This window comes from Synergistaceae bacterium (assembly GCA_031272035.1).
Lineage (GTDB): Bacteria > Synergistota > Synergistia > Synergistales > Aminobacteriaceae > JAISSA01.
The window spans coordinates 1-18,843 of sequence record JAISUO010000083.1; the positions used below are offsets into that span (position 1 = coordinate 1).

At 59.7% G+C, this 18,843-nt stretch carries 14 protein-coding genes; 6 read left to right on the plus strand and 8 right to left on the minus strand.

What is annotated here, in order from left to right:
* Positions 1-49: 49 nt before the first annotated feature.
* On the minus strand, positions 50-361 hold the full coding sequence (locus LBR61_09765; protein MDR1732362.1) for a hypothetical protein: 312 nt from the start codon (positions 359-361) through the stop codon (positions 50-52).
* Between the two features lie 93 nt (positions 362-454).
* On the minus strand, positions 455-1,849 hold the full coding sequence (locus LBR61_09770) for an MATE family efflux transporter (protein MDR1732363.1): 1,395 nt from the start codon (positions 1,847-1,849) through the stop codon (positions 455-457).
* A 676-nt stretch (positions 1,850-2,525) separates the two neighbouring features.
* Here LBR61_09770 and LBR61_09775 point away from each other — a divergent pair.
* Positions 2,526-3,758 (plus strand): hypothetical protein, encoded by a 1,233-nt coding sequence (locus tag LBR61_09775; protein MDR1732364.1) that lies wholly within the window; start codon positions 2,526-2,528, stop codon positions 3,756-3,758.
* A gap of 12 nt (positions 3,759-3,770) precedes the next feature.
* Here LBR61_09775 and cls read toward each other — a convergent pair whose 3' ends face one another.
* From cls to LBR61_09795, 4 genes are all read right to left on the minus strand, one after another.
* Positions 3,771-5,333 carry a cardiolipin synthase gene (gene cls / locus LBR61_09780; protein ID MDR1732365.1) on the minus strand — a complete coding sequence of 521 codons (1,563 nt, stop codon included), beginning with the start codon at positions 5,331-5,333 and terminating at the stop codon, positions 3,771-3,773.
* Between the two features lie 16 nt (positions 5,334-5,349).
* Complete coding sequence (locus tag LBR61_09785) at positions 5,350-6,219, minus strand: polysaccharide deacetylase family protein (protein ID MDR1732366.1); 870 nt, start codon at positions 6,217-6,219, stop codon at positions 5,350-5,352.
* 137 nt (positions 6,220-6,356) lie between these two features.
* Positions 6,357-9,977, minus strand: coding sequence for a hypothetical protein (locus tag LBR61_09790; protein ID MDR1732367.1), 3,621 nt, complete (start codon positions 9,975-9,977; stop codon positions 6,357-6,359).
* A 306-nt stretch (positions 9,978-10,283) separates the two neighbouring features.
* Positions 10,284-11,024 (minus strand): hypothetical protein, encoded by a 741-nt coding sequence (locus LBR61_09795; GenBank protein ID MDR1732368.1) that lies wholly within the window; start codon positions 11,022-11,024, stop codon positions 10,284-10,286.
* Positions 11,025-11,137: 113 nt separating this feature from the next.
* Here LBR61_09795 and rsmG point away from each other — a divergent pair, with 113 nt between their 5' ends.
* The 3 genes from rsmG (at position 11,138) to adiC (ending at position 15,805) form a co-directional block, all read left to right on the plus strand.
* Complete coding sequence (gene rsmG / locus LBR61_09800; protein ID MDR1732369.1) at positions 11,138-11,833, plus strand: 16S rRNA (guanine(527)-N(7))-methyltransferase RsmG; 696 nt, start codon at positions 11,138-11,140, stop codon at positions 11,831-11,833.
* Positions 11,834-11,992: 159 nt separating this feature from the next.
* Complete coding sequence (locus LBR61_09805) at positions 11,993-14,287, plus strand: hypothetical protein (protein MDR1732370.1); 2,295 nt, start codon at positions 11,993-11,995, stop codon at positions 14,285-14,287.
* 3 nt (positions 14,288-14,290) lie between these two features.
* Positions 14,291-15,805 carry an arginine/agmatine antiporter gene (gene adiC / locus LBR61_09810; GenBank protein ID MDR1732371.1) on the plus strand — a complete coding sequence of 505 codons (1,515 nt, stop codon included), beginning with the start codon at positions 14,291-14,293 and terminating at the stop codon, positions 15,803-15,805.
* Positions 15,806-15,900: 95 nt separating this feature from the next.
* Here the strand turns inward: adiC and LBR61_09815 are convergent, their stop codons facing one another.
* Positions 15,901-16,320 (minus strand): type II toxin-antitoxin system VapC family toxin, encoded by a 420-nt coding sequence (locus LBR61_09815; protein ID MDR1732372.1) that lies wholly within the window; start codon positions 16,318-16,320, stop codon positions 15,901-15,903.
* Entirely contained in the window at positions 16,320-16,574 is a 255-nt protein-coding gene (locus tag LBR61_09820) for a type II toxin-antitoxin system prevent-host-death family antitoxin (protein ID MDR1732373.1), read from the minus strand. Before LBR61_09820 ends, LBR61_09815 begins: the two co-directional genes overlap by 1 nt.
* Before the next feature lie 158 nt (positions 16,575-16,732).
* On the opposite strand from LBR61_09820, the gene larA reads away from it, so the two are divergent.
* Positions 16,733-18,013 (plus strand): nickel-dependent lactate racemase, encoded by a 1,281-nt coding sequence (larA, locus tag LBR61_09825; protein ID MDR1732374.1) that lies wholly within the window; start codon positions 16,733-16,735, stop codon positions 18,011-18,013.
* 19 nt (positions 18,014-18,032) lie between these two features.
* A complete protein-coding gene (gene sfsA, locus LBR61_09830) occupies positions 18,033-18,740 on the plus strand; it encodes a DNA/RNA nuclease SfsA (protein MDR1732375.1) in 708 nt (235 codons plus the stop codon).
* Positions 18,741-18,843 lie beyond the last annotated feature (103 nt).

Consider the following 18,843-nt stretch of genomic DNA (forward strand, 5'->3'; position numbering starts at 1 on the left):
TGAGTTGAAATTCTTGAGGGGCGGAGACCGTGAAGTCTCCGCCCTTGTGTCAGTTAACGTATTTTAGAAGAATGGGAACTAAAATCGACAAAATCACCGCGCCGAATATCCACCACAAACGATCGTCCACCCGGTCAATACGGGCTTCCAGTTTGTCTATTCGCGCATCCACCCTGTCGAATTGAGCATACACTCTGCCAAATTGCGCGTCTACTTTGTCGAATTGCGCATCGACCTTGTCGAAGCGTCTGAACACTTCCGCTTCGAACTTTTCCTGCGATTTCTTCGTTCCGGAAAGATCGGCGTCGATTCTCCGTATCTCCGAGTTGAAAACCTTTTCCTCAACGACGCTTTCAGGCATGGGCTTCCCTCCTCTCTCTCCGCCCTTTATTATACACATTTCCAAAAATCATCAAGGAGCCGGAGCAGGGTGTTCATGAACATCAGGAAAAGTCTATAATTCTTCTCTCTTTAGAGGCGCTTCTTCACGGGTCAGGCCGGCGTTCAGCTCGCGCACTACGGTGCAGAGCATGGTGGCGAAACAAAGCAGGCCGCTCAGAATGTTGGAGACGGGCTCCGCCCAAAAGGCTCCGTCGATTCCCAGACCCCACAGCCTCGGCAGCAGAATGGTCAGAGGCGTGACGATGATGACTTTGCGGAACAGAGAGAAGAAAATCGCCTGACGGGCCCGGCCCAGCGCCAGAAAAACGCTCTGCCCCGTCAGATGCAGGGACATCAGCAGAAAACCGAAGAAGTAAATTCGCAGCGCGGAGACGCCCGCCTTGATCAGGACCGGATCGTTGGAAAAAAGCCTCATGAAAAACCCCGGAAAACAAAAGATCACCAGCCAGATCAGCCCCGTGTAACCCGCCCCCGTCAGGATGACGAAGCGAATCGCCTTTTTTACCCTGTCGAAGGCCCGACCTCCGTAGTTGAAGCTCATGACGGGGACCGCGCCGCTGGTCAGGCCGCTGAGGGGCAGCAGGACGATCTCCCGCACCGAGTTGAGGACGGTCATGACCCCCACGTACAGGTCTCCGCCCCAGAACTGCGTCGTCACGTTGCACACCGACTGAACCAGAGTGCTGGTTATCCCCATGATGAAGTTGGAGAGCCCCAGGGCGACAATCCTCCGGAGCCGATGCGGAGAAACGCGCATAATGGCGGGGGTGATTCTGAGCACGGCCTGATTTCCCGTCAGGAACCTCAAAACCCAGAGGGCCGACAGACACTGGGAAAGAACCGTCGCCAGCGCCGCTCCCCGAATCCCCATCCCGAAGGTGAAGATAAACAGCGGGTCCAGCAGGATATTGACGACAGCCCCCAGCAGAACCGTCATCATTCCCGTGCGGCCGAAGCCCTGACTGTTGATGAAGGGGTTCATTCCCAGCGTGATCATGACGAACAGGGTGCCGCAGAGGTAAATCTGAAGGTACTCCCCGGCGAAGGGAAAGGTGGCGTCGCTGGCTCCCAGAGCGTACAGGGCCGGTTTGTAAAAAAGCAGCCCCCCGACGGTGAGGACCGAGCCCGTGAGAAGCAGCATGGTGAAGGACGTGCCCATGATTTTTGCCGCCTCCGGAAGGTCCCCCCTTCCCCGGGCCATGGAGCACAGAGGGGCCCCGCCGTTTCCAAAGAGCTGGGAAAACGCGGAAATGAAGGTGATGATGGGGAAACAAAGCCCCACCCCCGTCAGGGCCAGCGCTCCGGTTCCCGGAATGCGCCCGAGATAAAGCCGGTCCACGATGTTATAGAGCAGGTGCAGTACCTGCGCCACAATCATCGGCAGCGCCACTTCCAGAATGTTCCGGAAAACGCTGCCCTTTGAAAAGTCCGTCTGATGCGCGGTCATGGGTCTCCCTCTGATATTTTTCGATTTTTCGTTCCGCGTTTCGCATTATACCCCTCCGGCAGATTTCCGGACAGAACCCTCCCAATTTCACCCGATTTTGTCCTGCCGCTGCCGAGCGATGCGGGGGCGCTGGCCTGACGGGAGAAAACGTGCTACAATACATCTCAAAGGAGAAATCAGTATGGAAAAAACTACCGGGAATAAAAACACAACTGTTAAAGATAGTAACAAAAACAATACCGATAATAATATAACTACCGCTAAAACTGCCGCAGGAAGGCCGCGCAGGCCCTGGGCGCGCAGGAAGGTTAATCAGAAAGTCAATGCTCCAAAGCCTGAAGAAGTCGAAGTTATATCTTCGCATGTTCATGAAAAAGATGAAGAAAAGCCAATTAAGGATATAAACGGCAGCGACAGCAAATCATTAATGAAGTCGAAATCGAAATTAAGCAGCAGAAAGACGATAGAGAAAACCATGGAGAAACCTCCCGTTTTACCCGCTCCGGAAGACGACGGGAAGGCCCTGGCTGCAACCGATGCTCAGGATAAAACCGATATAAAAAACATTACCGATATTAAAAAGAATACCAACAGAAAAACAAGATCCAGGACAAAAAATAGAACCGGTATAAAAAACGACACCCCTCAAACGCCTCCCCACGTTCCGGCAGAGGAAATGAGGACGGAGGAAATAAAGGCGGAGGAAAGTCCGGAGGGCCGGCGGAAAAGCCCCTCCGCCCGGTCGAAAAGGAAGCCCGCGAACCTCTACGACCCTGCGGACTATCCCTCGATTCAGGCTATATCCGCGCTTCGGGGGTTCGCCCCTCTGGGGATGCTCTTCGTTTTGATGGACGTGCTTCGGGGGAAGGAAGAAGGGCTCATCCGCGTCAACCGGCTGGCGGAGGCGCTGTCCATCGGGAAACCCGCGATGCTGGCGCAGCTGGACAATCTGGAACAGGCGGGGCTGATTCGCACGATTTCCAGCTCTCAGCGGGGGCGGCATCTGGAGTTTCTCCTGCCGAACGTGCTGGGTTCGAAAACCATACCGGATATGACGGTCTCCCCGGACGCGGCGGAGTCCGCCCCTTCTCCGGAGTCCCCTCCCCCGTTCATCGACGATTTGCCCCTGCCCAAAGGGGTGCCGTCCACCTTTTCCGCGGAAAAACTGAAGGACCTCCGGCTTTACCTGGCGAACCGGGGAATCCGCGTCACCTGGCTGCCCGATGAAAGCGACCTGGACCCTCGCCACTCGGAGGTTGCCGGCTTTCTTGGACGCTACTACACCTCCATCCGCCCGTTCTACAACAAGCTCAAAACCACCCTCAACGAGGGGCAGGAGATTGAATTTTCCCTCATCGGGTATCAGGGCCGGGAGGTCACTCACACGCTGAACCTCTGCAAAATGCTGCTGGACGTGGGGTTTCTCGCAACCTTCACCTATCGCCGGGCCCCCTACTGCCGGATCGTGGCGCGGATCAACCGCGTGCCGGCGGCCATCAACTTCCTCTCCGGCGGCTGGCTGGAGCATTACATCCGCGACCGGGTGCTGGCCATTCTGACGACCCATCCCTCCACCCGGGACATGCCCTTCGCCTTCATGAAGAACCCCCACATCCTTCTGCCGGGGGACGAGAACTTCGAGTTCGACTTTTTGCTGATGGTGGGAGAAAAGGTTTTCTGGATCGAGGCCAAGACCGGCGAGTATCTGGAGTTTCTGGCCAAATACGACCGGGTGTCGAAGCTGATGGGGCTCACCCGGGACACCAATCTTCTCGTGCTGGCGGAAGGCCCCGAGCCGGAGGACAAAACTCTGGCCCGCTACGACCTGAGCTGCTGCCGCATCGACGAGTTTCCGGAGGTGTTCCGCCTGACGCTGATTCGGGAGCTGGGCCGGAAACGACGGCGTTAGAGCCGTCCGGAATTACAGCAGCGACGACCAGAGACGTCCCACGGAGGCCTGAAGTTTTTTGCGGAAGGGGCGTTTCTGGCGCTGGGCCGGATTTTCCTCCAAACAATGGCGGAAGTCCTCCGTAAAAATCTGCTCCAGCTCCTCCGCCAGAGAGCGGGATCGGATGAACGCCTGGGCCTCGTAATTGAGCTCCAGACTGCGGACGTCCAGGTTGGTGGTGCCCACGGAGGCGATTTCTCCGTCTATGACCATGGTTTTCGCGTGGATGAAGCCCTCTTCGTAGCTGTACACCCGCACTCCGTTCCGCAGAAGCCGGTCCACGTTGAACTGAGATGCCCAGAAAACCAGAATGTGGTCCGCCTTTGAGGGGATGATGATCCGGACGTCCACGCCGCTTCTGGCCGCCACGCAGAGGGCGCCGCAGATGGCGGAGTCCGGCACCAGATAAGGAGTAGTGATCCACACCCGTTTCCGCGCCGAGGCGATCATGTGAAAATAGCCGTCCGCGATGGCCCGAAAATCCCGCCCCGGCCCGCTGGTGGCGATCTGCGCCGGAGTGGTCTCCTCCCTGCCGGGAGGGGCGTATTCAAAGCGCCGGTAATCCATGAATTTCCCCGAGCACTCTCCCCAGTGGGTGAGAAACACCCGGTTCAGCTCCTGAAGAATCTCTCCCGAAAACTGAAGGTGAGTATCCCGCCAGGGGCCCATTTTCGGGTCTTTGCCCAGGTACATGTCCCCGATATTCAGGCCCCCCAGAAAACCGACGGCCCCGTCCACCACCAGAATTTTGCGATGGTCGCGGTTGTTGAGGCCGCTGCGGAAACGGGCGAAGGCCGTGGGCATGAAGGAGTGGAGCTCCACCCCGGCGGACCGCAGAAACGTCAGATACTCCCGACCTACCCGCCAGCTTCCCACCGCGTCGTAGATCAGGCGCACCTTCACTCCCGACCGGGCCCGATCGGCCAGGAGGTCCCGCACCTCCCTCCCCAGCTCATCGGAGGCGATGGAAAAATATTCCATGTGAATGTATTTTTGCGCGCCGGCAAGGGCTTTTTTGATGGCGGAGAAGGTTTCAATCCCGTTCAGGAGAATTTTTACCCCGTTCCGGAAGGTGGGAACGGAGCCGCAGGACACGGAGAGCAGGTGCTCCAGCCCCGGGGCGGCGTCCGAGGAAAACGGATTCTGCTCCTTTTTTCGGGACAGGGAATTTCGGTGAATGCGCCAGCGCGGCCGGACCCCGCGAATGTTGGGGCCAAAAATCACGTAGGCCGCCAGCCCAACGAAGGGAAAGAGCAACAGCGTCCCCAGCCAGATAATCGCCCGGTCGGGGTTTTGTTCCTCCAGAAAAATCACCGCTCCCGCCACCAGGGCGTAAAACCCCAGAATCCAGTAGATGTAGCGCTTCAAAAGGCTTCTGAGCGCGTAAAGATGCCCCCACAGCTCAAGAGAAAGGCTCAGGGTGTTGCCCTCCCACACAAGGGGAGACTGCTGCAGGCTTCGGAAAAACTGCACACACAGAAGAAGGACCGCCAGAACAACGGACCACAGGAAAAGCGACTTCAGGGAAAATCGCAAACCGCGTCCTCCTTATTCAGGGAAGCGGAACCTCTTTCTGAAGCCCCACCTGCTGAAGCCCCACCTGGCCGGCGAACCCCGGAACGGACTCCAGCCCCACGTCGCAGATTCCCAGATCGGTTCTTCCCCGGTGGCGGAGGGCCACGTCCCGTAGGGTCACAAAGGGGATCTCCCCCTCGATGCAGCAGTCGAAAAATTTTCGGAAAAGCGCGTCGGCCGCGTCGTCGTACTTTTCCCCCCGAATGGTGCAGACGTTCAGTCCCGGCTCCAGAAGGTCAAGGTAGCGGTCGTGCACGGTTTCCACATCCATCCCCATCTGCCGGAGCCCATCGAAGGGCGGAAGGGTGGCGGGAATCTGCAGCGTGCGGAAAACCACCCCGCCCATCTGGGGCAGAAAGGGATATTTCCCACGAACGTCGCTGCAGTAGACGAACCCCAGCTCGTCCTGAACGGTCAGGCTGTCCACCGACACCTGAAAGCCCGGCGAGGAGGCGCACTGGGGAGGCGTTCCGGCCACGCCGGAAAAAACCTCCACGGACTTCGTCAGGTCCTGCCGGATCTCCTCTCTTGACATTTTGGGAAGGGTTTCCTTCCATCTGACACCGTCCCACCGGCGAATGCCGCAGTCGTGCCCCTCGTTCAGCGTCCGCTTCATGATGTCGGGGTTCGAAAAAACGATGGGCGGCGTCTCCTGACGCAGTATTTTCGCAAAAAGTCCTTTCTGGAGAATTTTTTGAAGCATTCCACTTGAATTTTCGGGCCCCGTCGAAAAAAAGACCGACGCCCTTATTTTTCGTTCTCCCAAAAGATCCAGAAGGCGAGGCATAGTCTCCATGTATCCCTTCAGGGTATCGACGTCGATTTTAACAGCCAGTTCGCAATCCATTTCCCTCATACTCCTCGTCAGAAACACATTCCGTAAAATCAATAAAACAAAACACTCCGATAAAACACTTATTCCCCCGTTTGTTCGCGGGTGAGAGTATCAGAATATCATAACGGCAGACGTTCTGCACTCATTTTTCAATAAATTTGGTTCAGCAGATTGTCGAGGAACTGTTTTTTAATCTGATTTTCGGTGTCTCCTTCTTCATCTTCCGCTCCTCCGGGGCCGGCGGGAATGGTGAGGCTGAACTGGAATTTTCTCTCCGTGTCCTTCTCCCTCTCGGCGTCGCTGTTCAACTGGTTCAGAGGCAGGTAAGTCTCCAGAGATTTGCTGATCGTCAGGTTCAGAAGCTGCAGCTCCTTCCAGCTTCCCTTCAGCTGGAACGTGACGTCCTCGAAATCCCGCTCCGTGTAGCCGATGGCCTTCGCCACCACCCCCCGTATCAGGGACGTTCCCAGCCCGCCGCCGCTTCCTCCCGCCAGGCTCCCCGTCATGAGCTGGAAGGCGCTTTTCATGGCCCCCAAAAGCTTGTTGAGGGCCTGAATGTCGAAGCGCCCCTGGCAGATGAGCCCAAGGCCCTTCCCCGGAATGCCCAGAGGCCCGCTGAAGGCGAAATAGCGGTACAGGGGAGCTCCAGGGGGAGCCGTGACCTGAGTCCCCGGGTTCAGCTGCAAATCCCTGCCGTCCCAGAAGAAGGAGCCTCGAATTTCCTCGAAGGGCAGGCGTTTGTCCTCCGTGACCAGCGCCAGCACGGGCAGGTCGCTGATATGGCCGCCGCCCGATTTGAAGTCCCCCTGAGCGAAGGCGGTCATCAGGGTCCCGAAGTTCCCGTTGGCGCTGACGTGGATGTCGGCGCTGCCCACGACCTTCCCCTCCTTCAGGAAGGGAGCGGCCGCCTCTCCAAAGTCCAGCCCCCGCACCGCCGCCGCCATCTTCCAGTCCTGCTCCTTCAGCATCACGTCCCCGCTGAGGGTGATTTTTCCGCCGAACAGCGAGGCGGTTCCGTTTCGAAGCGTCGCCTGGTTCCCGAGATACCGGAGGGGCAGCAGGATATTTTTCACCGTCACTCCCGCCGCCGAAAGGGAGGGGATCATGACCGCCAGGTTGACGGGTTCCGCGCCCGCCTTTCCGCTCCGGCGGCCGTTGAGACGCCCCGTGACCTTCACGTTGGCCGTTCCCTTCAGGGTCCCCTTCATGGAGGGCATCTTTGCCGACACCAGCCCGTCCAGATCCAGAGGGGCGCTTTCCACCTCGTAGTCCCAGCCCCCTTTGTTCCGCTGGAGACGGCCCTTCAGGTCCAGCCGCGCCGAGCCCAGATCCCCCCGGATTCCCAGGTCGAACCGCCCTCTTTCCGGCGCGCTCACCGTCAGGGACAGGCGGTCCACCAGCGTTTCGTTCACGGTCAGGGGGGCCAGCACGTCCAAGGTCACGTTTGGTCGGCGCGGAGTTCCCCACAGGCGCAGCGTCCCGTCCAGGTTGCCTCCCACTCCCGCGTCGAGCCCGAACTTCGCCAGCAGGGAGCGGACCTCCAGATTCTTCACCTTCATCATCACGTCCATGTCCCCCCGACGGTCGAAGGTCACCTTCCCCCGCCCCTCCAGAGAGCCCCCGTCGATTTTGGCGCGAACCGTCTGAACCGCCACGTTCCGCGTGGTTCCCGCGAAGTCGAGGTAAAGATCCCGAACGTCCATGGAGGCCACGGCGATCCGGTCCGACTGGAGGACGGCCTTCAGGGCGGCGGCGCTTACCGGCCCGGAGACGTTCAGGCTGGCGCTGACCCGCCCTCCCGGAGACGCGCCGTCGGCGGGGAACATTTTGGACAGGTCCAGCCCCTTCAGGCTTCCCGACAGGTTCAGAACGGGCTCCGACCGCTTCGGCAGGTCCACGAACCCCTGAAAGACCGCCGCGCCGCCCGGAAGCTCCAGAGTCGTTTCGGGGATCGTCACCCGACTGCCGGCGTAGCTTCCCGCCAGCTTCACCCGCCGGATGGGAAAGTCGCCGACTCGAACCTCCCTGCTGGAGATCACCGCCTCCGCCCGGGGAGAGCTCAGGGTTCCTCTCACGGTGGCGGAGACGTCGCAGAGGCCGGACACGCTGCCCTTCAGCGGCGGGAGGGAGGCGGGGTCCAGCCCGCTGATGAGGCCGTCGAACCACAGGGCTCCGGTTTTCAGGCTGGCCGTCCCGGACAGGTTCAGGGGAGCTTTGCCCAGTTTGCCCTTCAGCTCGTCCAGAAAAATCACCTGTTTTTCGTCGAAATGAACCGCGGCGGACAAATCCGTGAGGGTGATTCCCCCGGCCGTCAGCTTTGGAGAGCTCAAAGCCCCCATGATCCGCCGGTCGTCGATGTTCAGGGTGAGGGACGCCTTTCCGGAGGGAGCCAGAGACGCCGCTCCGGGCAGGGCCGCCGCCAGAAGCGCGGTGTCCATTCCCTCAAGGGACAGGGTCATTTTCGGGTGCAGCCGGCCGTTTTCCCCCAGAGGCTCCCCGGAGGTGGTGAGCTGCGCCCCGAAAACCTCGCCGCTGCCCCGGATGAAAACCCTCAGCCCCGGCGACAGGAAAACTTCGGTGCGAAGGCCCTTCACCAGCTGCCTGTCGTCCACGCGAAAATCCGGAACGCGGACGAAGGCCTTCCCAGCCGTCGAACCCGTCCGGTCGCCGGAAACCCAGAAGTCCACCATGCCCCCCTCCCCGTCGAACCTGGGTTTCAGGTCCAGTTTCGACGAAAAGGCGTCGTTGATTTTTTTCATGGAGATGTTTCGGGCCGTCCCCCGCACAAAAAACCGGTCGGACTGAGGAACGGGACGCAAATCCGCGGAAACCCCGAGGGCGACGTCGGCGGAAAGGCTCTTTATCTCCGCCCAGGGGACGAAAAGCTGACCCTCTCCGTAATTCCACGGAATTTCGGCGCTCACGGCAATGCCCTCGACTTCTCCCCTCGTCAGGCCGATCCGGCCCCTGCCCGTCAGGGATTCCCCTTCGCCCTGCAAGCTGAAGTTTCCGTCGAAATTGCCTTTTCCCTTTATTTTTTCTTCTGTTTTTCCTTCTTCTTTTCCTTCTTCGTTCCGGAGAAACGCGGAGAGAAACTCCTCCAGCTTCAGGGAGCGGAACTCCCCGCGAAGGTCGAAGGGGGGCTGAAGGCGGCCCTCAAGAGAGGCCTGTCCGGTTCCGGCCGAAAGGGTGAAAGAACGGGCTTCGAGAGGCGAAAAAACAAGGCTTCCCTCTCCCCGCAGGGGCAGTCCCGCCGCGTCCGCGGAGAGAGTCAGTCGCCCCTCCGGGGTCAGCAGGGCCTCGTCCAGCCGGAAGGAACGCGAGCCGGCGGACAGGGCCAGGTCCCGCAGCTCCACGCGAATCGGGCGCAGCTCCAGGGGAGAGGAATTTTCCTTCTTCTCTCCGCCGCCGTAGTGAGCGGAGAGGAGGTTCAGGTTTTCCAGAGTCGTCCGCAGGCCGCTCATCTCCAGATCCGAAAGCCAGGGAACGCCCCGCCTCAGATCCTCCCAGGAGAGGCGCGCCCCGAGACGGCCGGCCTGCAGGAGAACGGCGTCCCCGGAAACGAGTTCAATGCCCTCAAGGGTGATTCCGCCGGCGAGGTTTCCGCTCACCCTGTCCACGGTCAGGGCGGGAACGGCGGCGCCGCCGTAGTGGTCGATCCCGTATTGCAGAACCAGGGGCAAAAGCGGCCCCCATATGATCAAAGTCACCCCCAGCCCTCCAAAGATGACCACGAAAAGACAGACGCGAAGCAGCAATTTTCTTATCAAACCCGGCTCGACCTCCAACCTGCGCGGTTTGCCAGTTATTCAGTCCCGCATTATAAAACATCGGTAAAAGTCGCGCAAACTATAAAACTTATTACTTACGGATATGAGTCCTGAAACTCATCTCATTCGGGCATCCCTGTGGATAAGTGGATAAGCCTGTGGATAAGACGTGGATACAGGGGGAAAAAGTGCCTTTTTTGTGGGAATTGTGGATAAGTGGATGTTGTGGACGACCTCAAACGTCTGAAAAATGCAAGACCCATATTCGACAAATTGACGATTTGAGGACCAGAAGGTCAGAAATAATCAGGAGCTTGTGAAGTGAATTTTCCACTCCACGTCCGGACAGAGCCACAGGGTTCCCCCCGCGGCAATATGGGCGAAGAGCCGCTCCCGACGGTCCTCCGGGACGCCGGGGTTCACCAGATGCGTGACGCCCAGGGCGCGGAAGCTCTCCGGCAGACAGGGAAGACCGGGCCCCTGAAGAAAGCAGCCTTTTTTTTCACGCAGGGCGTCCGCCGTGGAAATCAGCCAGCGGTCCCGTATGGCGTCGGGGGTCAGCCACACCCAGTCGGCGGCCCGAACGCCCTCCTCGAAGTCCTTTTGAGGGAAGCAGTCCGGGCTGCGCCGCAGGTCGTCGAATATGGCCAGTTTCCATCCCCAGTCCCTCATGAGGGGGGCCAGGTCCCGCTCGTACCCCAGCACGGCCACCCGATCTCCCCGGGCCGCGGGCATGATGGCGTCCATCCGGAAGCCGCCGGCGGGGAAGGGGAAGAGCGCCGCGCAGGCTGCCGTGGCCGCGGCAAACTCCTGAGGGAAGGGAGAGACCAGAAGAGCCGCCAGACGCTGCAGCGTCCCCTCCAGCAGCATGGTCGTGTGGGGTTCCCGGGCCACGTGGGCCTCCTTCGCGGAGGCGGGGACAAATCCAACGCCCCACCGCCCGTCGGAGGCCGCGAGACTGCTGGCGTGCCATCCCAGCACCAGACGCTCCACAGCCGAGTCCGGCTTCTGCCCCGCCGCCTCCAGAACCTCCTCAAAAAAACCCATTTCGCCCTCTCCTTTCCGCTTCGTTATTTCCGCCTCTTTCGTCGTCGCCTGTTTCGTCGGAACGATGCAATGATAGAATAGGCCAGACAAAAAGAAGGGTGTGCTGTCCATTCATGAACGGACCGTCTGAGGATACACTTCGCGAGGGAAAAAGGGAACTGGAAAAATTATGGGAGCCGAAGCTGAGGCGCTACGCGGAACTTCTGGCCGCCTGCGTCACGGCCCGTCTCACGGGCTCCAGAGAGGCCGGTGAAATTTACGACGTCCACGTGACGGACTCCCTGTGGTCCGTGCCGCTGCTGCCCGAAGGCGGCGGCGTGATCGACGTGGGCAGCGGGGGCGGCCTTCCCGGCATGGTCTGGGCCATGTGCAGACCCGACCTTTCCGTGACGCTTCTGGACAGCGTCCGCAAAAAATGCCGCGCCACGGAGGAAATCGCCGCGGCTCTGGGCCTCTCCAACGTCTCCGTGGTCTGGGCGCGCTGCGAGGATTACGCCCGCTCCGCCCGGGAGCGCGCGGTCTTCGCCGGAGCCCGGGCTCTGGCCTCCGCCCCCGTTCTGGCCGAGTACCTGTCCCCTCTGGTGGCCCCGGGAGGTCGCCTTTTGGCCTTCAAGGGCCCCAAAGGCGCGGAGGAGCTGGAGGCCGCGGGCGATAAATGGGGTCTGTTGGGCCTCTCCCGACCTCAAATCCTCCCCTATGGCCCCGAGGACCGCAGCTACTCCTTCATCCTCTGGGACAAGATCGCGCCCCTCTCCCCCTCCTGGCCCCGCAAGGCCGGACTGGCCCTCTCGAAAAGCTGGTGGAGGTAAAATCCCCGTTAGAAATATTTTAAATAGTTTATAATAATAACGATTTACTTGAAAATTAGGTAAAAATGCAATAAATAAATATACGGCGAGAGGCGTATATTTGCAGGGTATTTGCCAGGTTTTGCGAGGATTTGCAGGGAAAGGAAAAGGGTGAGAAACATGTTGGATCTGTTGGGCAACAATCTGAGTTTCAGAGTTTTATTCGTGTGCAGAGACCTCGGCGCGAACACGGCCACGGGACGGGCGGCCCAGGCGCTGATCAGGGATTTGAGCAAAGAGGAGGCGCAGGTCGTCGAAGCCGTCTCTCTGGACGACGCCATTGCCATCATCTCCTCCGACGCGACCCTCCAGGCGGTGATTCTGGACTGGAACCTTCCGGGCGACGAGGACCACGGGGACGCCATCGCCATTATGGAGGCCATTCGCTCCCAGTCCAGCGTTCTGCCCGTTTTTCTGATGTCCGACAGGGGGACGGTGCAGGAGATTCCGGTGGACATCATCGGCAAGGCCAGCGACCTGATCTGGCTTCTGGAGGACACCCCCGACTTCGTCACCGGGCGCATCTCCGCCGCTGCCGCCCGCTACAGACGAATGCTTTTGCCTCCCATGTTCGAGGCGCTGGTGGAGTTCTCCGGCGTCCACGAGTACTCCTGGCACACCCCGGGACACACCGGCGGCACGGCGTTTCTGAAGTCCCCCGTGGGGCGCGCGTTTTTCAATTTCTTCGGGGAAAATCTGCTGCGGTCCGACCTGTCCATCTCCGTGGGCGAGCTGGGGTCCCTGCTGGACCACTCCGGCCCCATCGGCAGGGGGGAGCAGTACGCAGCCAAGGTCTTCGGCGCTCACCGCACCTACTACGTCACCAACGGATCCTCCACGTCGAACCGGATCATCCTCATGGCCAGCGTCACCCGGGATCAGGTCGTCCTCTGCGACCGCAACTGCCACAAGTCCGTGGAGCACTCAATGACCATGACCGGAGCGATTCCCACGTACCTCATGCCCTCCCGCAACCGCTACGGCATCATCGGGCCGATCTACCCCGAAAAACTGACGCCGGAGGTCGTCAAAAAGAGCATCTCGGACAACGCTCTGGTCCGGCAGGGCATCGACCCCACCCCCGTCCACGCGGTCATCACGAACTCCACCTATGACGGCCTGTGCTACAACGTCTCCCGGGTGGAGGAGCTTCTGGGGAAAACGGTGGACCGCCTGCATTTCGACGAGGCCTGGTACGGCTACGCCCGATTCAACCCGATTTACACGAAGCGATTCGCCATGCACGGCGACCCGGCGGAGTATTCCAAAGACCGCCCCACCGTCTTCGCGACCCACTCCACTCACAAGCTGCTGGCGGCCCTTTCCCAGGCGTCCATGGTTCACGTTCGGGACGGGCGCAACAGCATTTCTCACGAGCGTTTCAACGAATCCTTCATGATGCACTCCTCCACCTCGCCCCAGTACGCCATCATCGCCTCCAACGACGTCAGCGCGGCCATGATGGACGGGCCGGGGGGCTACTCGCTGACCACGGACTCCATCCGCGAGGCGGTGGCCTTCCGCCAGATGCTGTCGCGCCTCCACCGCACCTATCAGGAGAAAAACGACTGGTTCTTCACCACCTGGCAGCCGGACGAAGTGCAGGAAAACGGAAAGACCATCCCCTTCTACGAGGCCTCGGAGGAGATTCTGACGGGCAACCCGAACTGCTGGGTCCTGCACCCCGGAGCAAAATGGCACGGGTTCGAGGGTCTGGAGGACGGCTACTGCATGCTGGACCCGATCAAGGTCTCCATCCTCACCCCCGGCATGGGGGACGACGGCGTGCTCCTGAAGCAGGGCATTCCGGCCTCCATCCTCACCATGTACCTCGACCAGGACGGCATCGTGGTGGAGAAAACCACCGATTTCACCATCCTCGTCCTCTTCTCCATGGGCATCACAAAGGGGAAATGGGGCTCCCTGCTGAACGCGCTGCTGGAGTTCAAGAGAGATTACGACGACAACGCCCCCCTGTCCAGAGTGCTGCCCGGCCTGCTGGAGGCGTCCCCCGACCATTACGGAAAAATGGGGCTTCGCGACCTGGCCGACGAGATGTTCAGGGCCATGAACGAGTTTCAGACCACCGCTTATCTGTCAAGGGCCTTTTCCGTGCTGCCTCAGCCGAAAATGAGCCCGGTGGAGGCCTACGAAATTCTGGTGAAGGGCAGCGTCGAGTCCGTAACGCTGGACAAACTCGCAAACCGCACCGTGGCCACGGGAGTCGTGCCCTACCCGCCGGGGATTCCGCTTCTGATGCCAGGCGAAAACGCGGGGCCGGACGACAGCCCCATGATCGCCTATCTGCGCTCGCTGGAGTCGTTTGACGCGCGTTTCCCCGGCTTTGCCCACGATACCCACGGCGTGGAAGTGAAGGACGGAAAATACCACATTTTGTGCGTAAAGGAGGCATGAACAATGGCGGAAGACGCCGGAGCGAAGAGCTCCAACAAAATTGGCCTGGTCGCCGCGACGCTGATGGTGGCCGGCAACATGATGGGTTCAGGGGTGTTCATGCTCCCCGCCAACCTGGCCGCCACGGGAGGTATCGCGCTTCTGGGGTGGATCGTCACGATTGTGGGCTCCGTGTCGCTGGCGCTGGTCTTCGCGAAGCTGGCGGCTCTGGACCCCATAGCTGGCGGCCCCTACGCCTACACGCGAAAGGCCTTTGGCGACTACATGGGCTATCAGACCAACCTCATTTACTGGCTGGCCAACGTGGTGGGCAACGCAGGGCTTGCCGTGGCGGGCATCGGCTACCTGACAGCCTTTTTCCCCGAGCTGAAGGACCCGCTGATTTCGGCCCTCGCCCAGATCGTGGTCATCTGGTTTTTCACCTGGGCCAACATTCTCGGCCCTAAAACCGTTGGGAAAATTCAGTCCTGCACGACGTCCTTCGCTCTGGTTCCCATCATCGGAATCGCGATTATCGGCTGGTTCTGGTTCAAGCCGTCGGTCTACGCGGCGGGCTGGAACGTTTCGGGGCACAGCGCCCTGGGGGCCGTGGGCGCCACGCTCAACTTCACGCTCTGGGCCTTCATCGGCGTTGAAAGCGCGTCGGTCTCCGCCGGAGTTGTGGAAAACCCCTCGAAAAATGTCCCCATCGCCACGGTGGGAGGCGTGCTCATTGCGGCTGTCTGCTACGTTTTGAGCTCGACGGTCATCATGGGGATGATCCCCAACAAAGACCTTGTGGCCTCCTCGGCGCCCTTCGTCGACGCGGCTCAGATCGCGCTGGGGCCTGTGGCCGGAAAGGCCGTGGCGATCTGCGCGGCCATCGGGTGCCTGGGCTCTCTGGCGGGCTGGACCCTGCTGGTGGGCCAGACGGCGAAGGCGGCGGCGGACGACGGCCTTTTCCCCAGCCTCTTCGCGAAGGTCAACGAGAAGGACGTTCCCTCCATGGGCCTGACTCTGGTGGCCTGTTTCATGACGGTTCAGGTGCTGGCCACCATGTCCCCCACGGCCAGCAGCCAGTTCGGCAAAATCGCCTCCATCGCGGTCATCATGACCCTGCTGCCCTACATCTACTCGGCCGTGGCCCTGAAGGTTCTGGGCTGGCATAAGATGGACAACAAATCTTATTTCAAATATTCCGTAATTATTATTATCGCGTCCGTGTACAGCCTTTGGGCCATGGTGGGTTCAGACGGGCAGCAGACCCGCTGGTCGCTGATTTTCGTTATCGCGACCATCGTTTTCTACGCGATGGCCCTCAACCACAAGCGCGACGTGGAGGAAGGGCACCTTCGCCCGGAGGGGCCTGTTCCCGGCTGGGTGAAGTACTTCGTCCTCACGGCCTTCGTCGTGGCGCTGGCGGTGATGTTCTGGGTTTCCGTGGGGCGCCATGAGGACCTGAAGCTGCACCGGCGCGGGCACGTGACCCCCGTCACGCAGGTGACGCAGCAGCAGGATTCCACGCCGGCCTCCCAGTAAAAGAAGTAAAAGACTAAAAGTAAATACACAAAAGTGGTCCCGCGTCGAAAGCACCGGCGCGGGATTGTTTGTCTCATACGTTTTCGGGTATCCTGTCAGGCGGTTTTCAGGGCGAGTCCGGCATTTTTTAAAGCGGCGATCAGTTTGCTGTCCATCGTCGCCAGCGGCAGAGCAAGCCGGGCGGCCAACTCCAGATAACAGGCGTCGTAAATCGTCAGATCATACCTGCGCGCCAACGCCTCCACCCGCGGCATTCTGAAGTTCACAGGCGCTTCATCCACGCTGATCGGGAGGCCGGAGATGAGCTCAATGGTTTCCAGCGTCGTCTCGCGGGTAATCAATCCCCGTTTCTCGAATTGCCGCAAAACATTGTTGACTTCCATGCAGCATATGACCGGCACAATGGCGCTTTCCCTGTTCATGAGGGTCAGAATGTTCTGCCCATAACTCTCCTGCGGTCTCGGGTCGCGCCACGAAATGATCACCGAAGCGTCAATGACGAAGGATGTCCTCATTACCTGCGCCCTTCTTCGATCAGGGCTTTTACTCCCTGACTGTCCAGACCCTCGAATGCCTGTGCGAATTTCTGGCGTGTGGCCAGCAGTCCTTCTATAGCTTTCTGAGCGTTGGTAAATTGATCTTCCGCCGGCCTGGTCAGCACCGCAACGGGACTGCCATGCCGGGTGATCATAAATGACTCGCCGCTTTCGACTCTGTCCAGCAGAGCGGACAATTTTGTTTTTGCTTCATAAGCTCCCACGATTTGCATTACTCTCACCTCAATTGACCAGTATAGACCGGTCGTAATAAAAATTCAACAAGGGAATATATATGATTTCAGCCGGCTATCGGGTATCATATAGTTGGTTTTGTGTCGATTGGCAGCAGCAGATATTGGTCATTCAAAAAATGAAGGAGGGGTATTTTATGCCGACAGTTTCGTTTCCCTTTGGGAAGGAATCCCTCACTTACACGATTCCCGACGACCGCTTCAAGGGAGAGCTGGTTTCCCGAATGCACAGTTACAGGGCTGCCGCTTCTCAGAAAGAACTGGTGGATCAGGCCCTGAGCAACCCCGCGGGAACCCCGCCGCTGAGCATCATGGCGGAAGGAAAGCGCAACGTGGTCCTCATCGCCAGCGACCACACCCGCCCGGTCCCCAGCAAATTCATCGTGCCCTCCATGCTGGCGGAGATCCGGAAGGGCAGTCCGGACGCGAAAATCACCATCCTCGTCTCCACGGGCTGCCATCGGGAGACCACAAAAGAAGAGCTGATCAACAAATTTGGAAGCGAAATCGTGGAGCGCGAGCACATCGTCATCCACAACTGCGACACCTCCGAGGTTGTTTATCTGGGCAAACTCCCCTCCGGCGGAAAGATCATCGTTAATAAACTCGCCGCCGAAGCGGACCTTCTCGTGTCCGAGGGCTTCATCGAGCCCCACTTCTTCGCGGGCTTCTCCGGCGGCAGAAAAAGCGTACTGCCCGGCATCGTGAACCGGGAGACCGTGCTCTACAACCACAACGCGGAGTTCATCGACAGCTCCTGCGCCCGGACCGGCATCGTGGATGGCAACCCCATTCATATCGACATGCTCTACGCCGCCCGCGCCGCCCGCCTCGCCTTCATCTGCAACGTGGTCATCAACGCCGACAAGGAGGTTATTTACGCGGTGGCCGGCGACGTGGACCTGGCGCACCGGATCGGGCGGGAGTTCCTTGCGGAGCGGTGCCAGGTCGACGCCATCCCCGCCGACATCGTCATCTCCACCAACGGCGGCTACCCTCTGGATCAGAATATCTACCAGGCGGTCAAGGGCATGACGGCCGCGGAGGCCACGGTCAAAAAGGACGGCGTCATCATCATGATCGCAAAATCCAACGACGGCCACGGCGGAGAGGAGTTCTACAAAACCTTCGCGGAGGAAAAGGACCTCGGCCGGATGACGAAAACCTTCCTGCAAACCCCGAAAACGCAAACCCGAATCGACCAGTGGGAATCCCAGATTCTGGCCCGGGTTCTGCAGCACGCCCGGGTGATCTACATTTCGGACGCGCCGGACGACATGGTTCGGGAGTTCCAGCTGATTCCCGCCCACTCCATTGAGGAGGCGGTCAAAAAAGCGGAAGAGCTCCTGAAGAACCCCAAAGCGACGATTACCGCCATTCCCGACGGCGTGGGAGTGATGGTCAAAGCCCGGAGCTGACCGGAGGTTTTGCGGCGCGATGATCTATAACGGCATACGCGCCGGTTTTTTTCTTGCCCGGCCCAACCGGTTCATCGCCGAGGTGGAAATCGACGGCCAGGTGGAAATATGCCACGTGAAAAACACCGGACGCTGCAGGGAGCTGCTGATCCCCGGAGCGGCGGTTTACGCGGAAAGAGCGGTCAACCCCGGTCGCTCCACGAAGTACGATTTGATCTCCGTCCGAAAGGGCCGCCGGCTGGTCAACATGGACAGCCAGGCCCCCAATCGGGTGTGGATGGAGCACCTTCGGTCCGGCAGGTATCTGAAGGACATTGAGCGGATAAGGCCCGAAACGAAATACGGCGACTCCCGTTTCGATTTTTACGTGGAAACGCGTCAGACCCGGAAGCGGAAAAAACGGAAAATATTCATGGAAGTCAAAGGCGTGACTCTGGAGAACGACGGCGTCGCGCTGTTTCCCGACGCGCCAACGGTTCGGGGAGTCAAACACCTGAACGAGCTGATCCGGAGCCTTCAGGAGGGTTACGAGGCCCACGTCGTCTTCGTGATACAGATGAAGGATGTGCGGTATTTCACGCCCAGCGTCGCCAATCATCCGGCTTTCTGCGAAGCTCTCGCCGCGGCGAAGGCGGCGGGAGTCCGGATCACGGCCATGGACTGCGACGTCACGGAAAACAGCCTCACCATCGCGGACCGCGTCCCCGTGAAGCTGCCCCGAATGTGAGGCGAGCGGTATCATCTTCACGAGGCGAAACCTGCGGTCCGGGCCTTTAACCTCGATTTGGTGTTAATTGATACTCGCAGAACGTTTAAAGCCGAATTGCCTG